This is a genomic window from Stenotrophomonas sp. STEN022, assembly GCF_056760155.1.
This window is the reverse complement of sequence record NZ_JBRREG010000166.1, coordinates 1-4,749: the sequence shown is the minus strand read 5'-3', so window position 1 is coordinate 4,749 and position 4,749 is coordinate 1. Positions and strand designations below refer to the sequence as shown.

At 64.3% G+C, this 4,749-nt stretch carries 5 protein-coding genes; 2 read left to right on the top strand and 3 right to left on the bottom strand.

Annotated features, from left to right (window positions below):
• Positions 1 to 174: 174 nt before the first annotated feature.
• A complete protein-coding gene (locus ACVOMF_RS20465; protein WP_481510907.1) occupies positions 175 to 2,604 on the bottom strand; it encodes a DUF3772 domain-containing protein in 2,430 nt (809 codons plus the stop codon).
• Between the two features lie 87 nt (positions 2,605 to 2,691).
• The gene (locus ACVOMF_RS20460) at positions 2,692 to 2,940 is read right to left on the bottom strand and encodes a hypothetical protein (RefSeq protein ID WP_481510906.1); all 249 of its coding nucleotides are present in this window, start codon (positions 2,938 to 2,940) and stop codon (positions 2,692 to 2,694) included.
• Between the two features lie 190 nt (positions 2,941 to 3,130).
• On the opposite strand from ACVOMF_RS20460, the gene ACVOMF_RS20455 reads away from it, so the two are divergent.
• Positions 3,131 to 3,595 (top strand): hypothetical protein, encoded by a 465-nt coding sequence (locus ACVOMF_RS20455; protein WP_481510905.1) that lies wholly within the window; start codon positions 3,131 to 3,133, stop codon positions 3,593 to 3,595.
• A gap of 28 nt (positions 3,596 to 3,623) precedes the next feature.
• On the opposite strand, the gene ACVOMF_RS20450 is transcribed toward ACVOMF_RS20455, so the two are convergent.
• Positions 3,624 to 3,947 carry a DUF6122 family protein gene (locus ACVOMF_RS20450; RefSeq protein WP_481510904.1) on the bottom strand — a complete coding sequence of 108 codons (324 nt, stop codon included), beginning with the start codon at positions 3,945 to 3,947 and terminating at the stop codon, positions 3,624 to 3,626.
• 182 nt (positions 3,948 to 4,129) lie between these two features.
• Between ACVOMF_RS20450 and ACVOMF_RS20445 the strand changes: the two genes are divergently transcribed.
• On the top strand, positions 4,130 to 4,600 hold the full coding sequence (locus ACVOMF_RS20445) for a YehS family protein (RefSeq protein ID WP_481510903.1): 471 nt from the start codon (positions 4,130 to 4,132) through the stop codon (positions 4,598 to 4,600).
• Positions 4,601 to 4,749: the final 149 nt, after the last annotated feature.

Below are 4,749 nucleotides of genomic sequence, written 5' to 3'. Positions count from 1 at the left end.
AAAAGCTGGCTGTCACCGCCTGTATGCGCAAATACCTGACCAGGCTCAATGCCATGAAGCGTGACAACGCACCTTGGGCAGCCGGTATAGCCGAAGGCGCTCAAGACAGTTGACTCCTACAAAACCACGTCGGGTTCACCAGTAACACCCCAGCCGAGCATGGCTCGGCACTACCTATGCGTCCGGGGGATCGCGTACCAGATGGATGTCGGTCGGAGTGGACAGCGCTATGCCGGCAGCGGCGGTCTGCTCCAGCAAGGCAAACAGCACTTCGCTGCGGGTGCCGTATACATTGCGCGAAGAAGACACGTAGGCAAGGCTGTTCACCGCCACCTGGCCGCTACTGATCGAATCGATGAAGAACGACGGTGCCGGGTCGATCAACACCGTTTCATTGGCTGCGTAGATTCCCAGCAACAAGGTTCGCAGCTTGCCCATGTCGGTACCCAGCGGCACCGAGAACTGCACCTGGATGCGGCCCAGCGCATTGGCCATGGTCATGTTACGGATGGTCTTGGTGATCAGCTCGGAGTTGGGCACGATCAAGGTGGAGCGATCACTGACCTGGATCTCGGTCGAACGTACCGAGATGCGACGGATATCGCCTTCCTGATCACCGATCTTGACCCAGTCGCCAATCTTCACCGGCCGCTCCGCCAGCAGAATCAGGCCGGAGACGAAGTTCTGGGTGATCGCCTGCAGACCGAAACCAATACCTACTGACAAAGCGCTGGCCAGCAGTGCAACTTTCTCAAAGCCAATACCCAACGCAGCCAACGCCCACAAGGCGGCCAGCACAATGCCCAGGTAGTGCGCCACGGTACTGATCGAATTGCGCGCGCCGATATCCAGCTCGGTCTTGGGCAGATAGGTGTCCACCAGCCAGCGCTGCACCACCCGCATCAGAGCCAGGCCCAACGCCAACACCAGCACCGCGCTGAAGATCGAACTAGGTGTCAGCAGGCTGCCGCCGATCTTGATGCCGGCAGACAAACGTTCCAGCCACCCATACAGGGCGCTGACATTGCCGAACGGTGCAACAAAGGCGGTGATGCCCAGGATGACCAGCGCGACCCGTGAGATCGCCGACAGCAACACTCCGGCCTGTTCCAGGCGACTGGCCGACAAACCAGTGGACAGCCGCAGCATGCGCCCGGCCGCGCTCTCCGGTGCCAACAGCCACAATGCGAAGTCGTCGGCAAAGCGGGTCAACAAGGTGGTCGCCAGCACGATCACCGTGCCCCACACCATCTGCTGGGCAGTGAACATGGCGAAGTTGAGGTAGCCCAGCAGGGTCGCCACCAATGCGGCGAAGATACTCAGGTAGCCGCCCAGTCGCGCCACAATCAGCCAGCCACTGCGCGGTGCGCGCGGCGAACGGCCGCTGCTGGTGTTCTCTGCTTCGGCCTGTGCGGCCTCGGCCGCGCGGCGCCGGTGAAGGCCGGCCAGCGTGGCCAGCATGCTCATGATCAACACCACGTAGGTCAGTGCGATCAATCCGTCCAAGGTCACCGTGCCTACCGTCGAGGTACGCGCGGCGCGATTGACCTCGCGCAGCAGCATGGTCAACCAGGTCAGGCTGGCCGCGCCCCAGGCAAAGCGACGCAGGCGAGCGGCGGCGACATCATCGATATCCAGCAGCCGCCAGGTCGGCCGCGACGGCACCAGCAGGCTGGCTGCCACCGCACCTATGAAGGCGGCGACAAAGGTGGCGGCAACAAAGGTATTGGCTACCGATTCCAGGCGCGGCGCGATCGCATCGATTGCCTGCAGGCTGGCTATCAGTACCGTGGCAGCAAACCCCGGCAGCAAGGTGCCGACCAGCAGCAACCACACGGCCAGACCAGTGCGGCGCAGACGGCCATCCGGGGCGCGCTCGGACGCCGCGTAACGACGGCCAAGATGGCGCAACCAGATGCGCAACGGGAACAGCATCAGCAAGGCCAGCGAGGCACCCAGCAGCGGCATGCCCCAACCCTGCTTGCCGGCGGCTTTCAGCAAGGCATTGCTGGCCTGCCGGTACAGCGACTGGAAGCGGGCAAAATCGTCGGGCAAATGCTCACCAAACTCGCGCCACAGTGCCGGCGACAACGGCGAGGCCACCTTGCGGCCCAACTGCTCGCCGAACTGCTGGGCGCGCATTTTCTCTATGGACTCGCTGGCCTGCCTGGCGTCCTCGGCCAGCAACTTGCCGCGCTTGATGTCGGCATCGATCTGGCTGCGCTGCTGGTCCAGCAGCTTGCGCTGGCGGGCGATACCGGCGTCTTCGCCGCCCTCCGGTGCCGGCCCAAGCTGTCCGATGCGGGCATCGAGCTGGGTCAGCTCCGGCTGCAGCGCGGCGACGCTGGCCTCGGCCTCGCGCTGCGCCTGGCTGGCGCGTTCGGCCAGGGTTTTCAGGGTTTCCGGCGCATCGGCATCGTTGACCGCACGCTTGACCGCCGCGACCGTGCTTGAGGCCTGCTCGATACGCGCCTGCGGGCTCAGGTCAGCGGCAACACCATCCGGTGCCGCCCAGACCGCGCCACTGGCGCCCACGCCCCCCAAGGCCACCAGAAGAACCAACAACAATGCGCGCAGCGGGCGCGAAAAACGTTGAGCAAGCAAGGGCAGACACCGGATCGCGCGGACCACCGCGCCTGCGCGAACTATATGCCAGCGCGCGCCAACATCCTGCGAAACAGCGCCAGCATCTCAGTACTTGAGCGCCAACTCGGCGATATGGCTGCGGTTGAGCTCGTAGATCTCCTGGAACTCTTCCTCGGTGAGCTCATCCGGGGCGTACACCGCGACCTGCTCCCACTGCTGGTGGGTCGGCAGCGGCTGGCGTGGCCCAGCCCGCAACGAGAAACCATGTCCCTCATACTCGACCACTTCAGGCACCTGCTCCCAACGCTCACGCGCATAGCGGTTCTGCCCTTTGAGCAGGATCACGACATACATGGCGGACTCCCGGCGACGGATGGCAGCAGCCTAGCGCAGCCATGTTTGTCCGGCGCGAAGACCCCGCCGCGCGTCGCATACGACCCGCGCCGACGGAGCGCTATCTGACAGCCATCGTTCAAGCCTTTTCTGGTAGCGTCCAAGATGCCAAACCATGACGGTGCGGCCCCTGCACCGGAGCACCTGCAACATGATCCGCACATCCCTGATCGCCGTCCTGTTGTTGGCACCTGCCCTGGCCATGGCGCAGGACGATGCCGCCAGCGCTGCGGGCGGGCTGGACCTGAGCGTGCCGCAGGCACCGCTGCGTTACCTGGGCGATACCTACAAGGGTGATGCGCCAGGCACCTATTACGGCGACCACAGCGGTCGCGGGCTGGAGAAGAAGGACAGCCCCGGCGCCCAGGTAATGGACGACAAACTGCAGGTACACGGCGCGGTCAGCGCCGGCATCGGCTATTCCAAGGCCTACGGCAACAGCAATTGGCAGGCCGTGGACCTGAACCTGGGCAAGAACTACAACACCGACGAGGGCGAGAGCCGTCGGGTGAACCTGAACATCCATATGAGCAAGAGCGAAGGCCCCGGTCCCTATGGTTATGGCCCCTACGGCCCTGGCCCGGGTTTTGGTCCCGGTCCCTGGGGCGGCTGGTAAGCCCGCCCCACGTACTCCTGACGTCTGCTTAGCGGCCGGCGTGCATCCACAGGCAATCCAGCGCATCCAGCGCGATATGCACCAGCAGGCCGATGCCGAACAGGCGGGTGCGCTTGGGCAGGGTCAACCCCGCATACAGCACGATGGCCGGCGCGGTATGCAGCGGGTGGAAGCCGATGCTGCAGCGGTTGGGGGCATAGATCGGGTCAGCCAGCAGGTGGTCCAGGTCGATCACCCAGCCCAGCAGCAACAACATCCAGGCCTTGCCGAACTGCGGCCGCCAGAACAGCCAGGCCAGCAAGGCCGGCACCGCCACATGCAGGCACAAGTGCAGGATCGAGCGTGAACTCATTGCCGGCCCGCCAACGACAGCGCGGCATACCTGGCCCCGATGGGCGGCGCGGGAATGGAGGCGTGAGGGTGCATACCGGCGGACTTTGCTGAACCAGCCCCGATTGTAGGCTGGGGCACCGCCGGTGCGGCGTTACACTATGCCCCCGCCGGCATCTCCGCCGCGGTGGTTCCGGAGTGGCAATGATCAACAACGACGTACTGCGTAGCATCCGCTACATGCTCGACCTCAGCGACAGCATGGTGGTGGACACCATTCACCTGGCCGATTCCAGCTTTGAAGTGGATGCGGCACAGGTGCACGACTTCCTGCGCAAGGACGACGAACCGTTGTTTGAAGCCTGCCCGGACGCAGTGCTGGCGCGCTTCCTGGACGGTTTGATCTACCACTACCGTGGCCGCGATGAATCGCAGCCGCAGCGTCCGCCGGAAAAGCGCATCACCAACAACATCGTGCTGAAGAAGCTGCGGGTGGCCTTCGAGCTGAAGGACATGGACATGCATGCGATCTTCGAGGCCGCTGGCTTCCCGATGTCCAAGCCGGAGCTGTCGGCCCTGTTCCGCCAGCCGGACCACAAGAATTACCGCGAATGCGGCGACCAGGCCCTGCGCAACTTCCTCAAGGGACTGACCCAGCGCGTGCGTCCGGCGTAAGCGAAAGCTGCCGCTCTCTTGTCGGAACGGCGTAAGCCGCGAAGCTGACAATGCATCCGCGCCGGAGATTCTCTTCGGCCGGTATGGCGTTTACCGCTGCTTCGGCAACAACTGGCTTCGCGGGGTTAGCCCCGCCCCCCAAAACCGGC

What these genes read in the sequence shown, in the direction of transcription:
- ACVOMF_RS20445 (WP_481510903.1), top strand. Translation starts at nt 4,130, where the DNA reads ATGATCAACAACGACGTACTGCGTAGCATCCGCTACATGCTCGACCTC.
- ACVOMF_RS20460 (WP_481510906.1), bottom strand. Translation starts at nt 2,940, where the DNA reads ATGTATGTCGTGATCCTGCTCAAAGGGCAGAACCGCTATGCGCGTGAG.
- ACVOMF_RS20455 (WP_481510905.1), top strand. Translation starts at nt 3,131, where the DNA reads ATGATCCGCACATCCCTGATCGCCGTCCTGTTGTTGGCACCTGCCCTG.
- ACVOMF_RS20450 (WP_481510904.1), bottom strand. Translation starts at nt 3,947, where the DNA reads ATGAGTTCACGCTCGATCCTGCACTTGTGCCTGCATGTGGCGGTGCCG.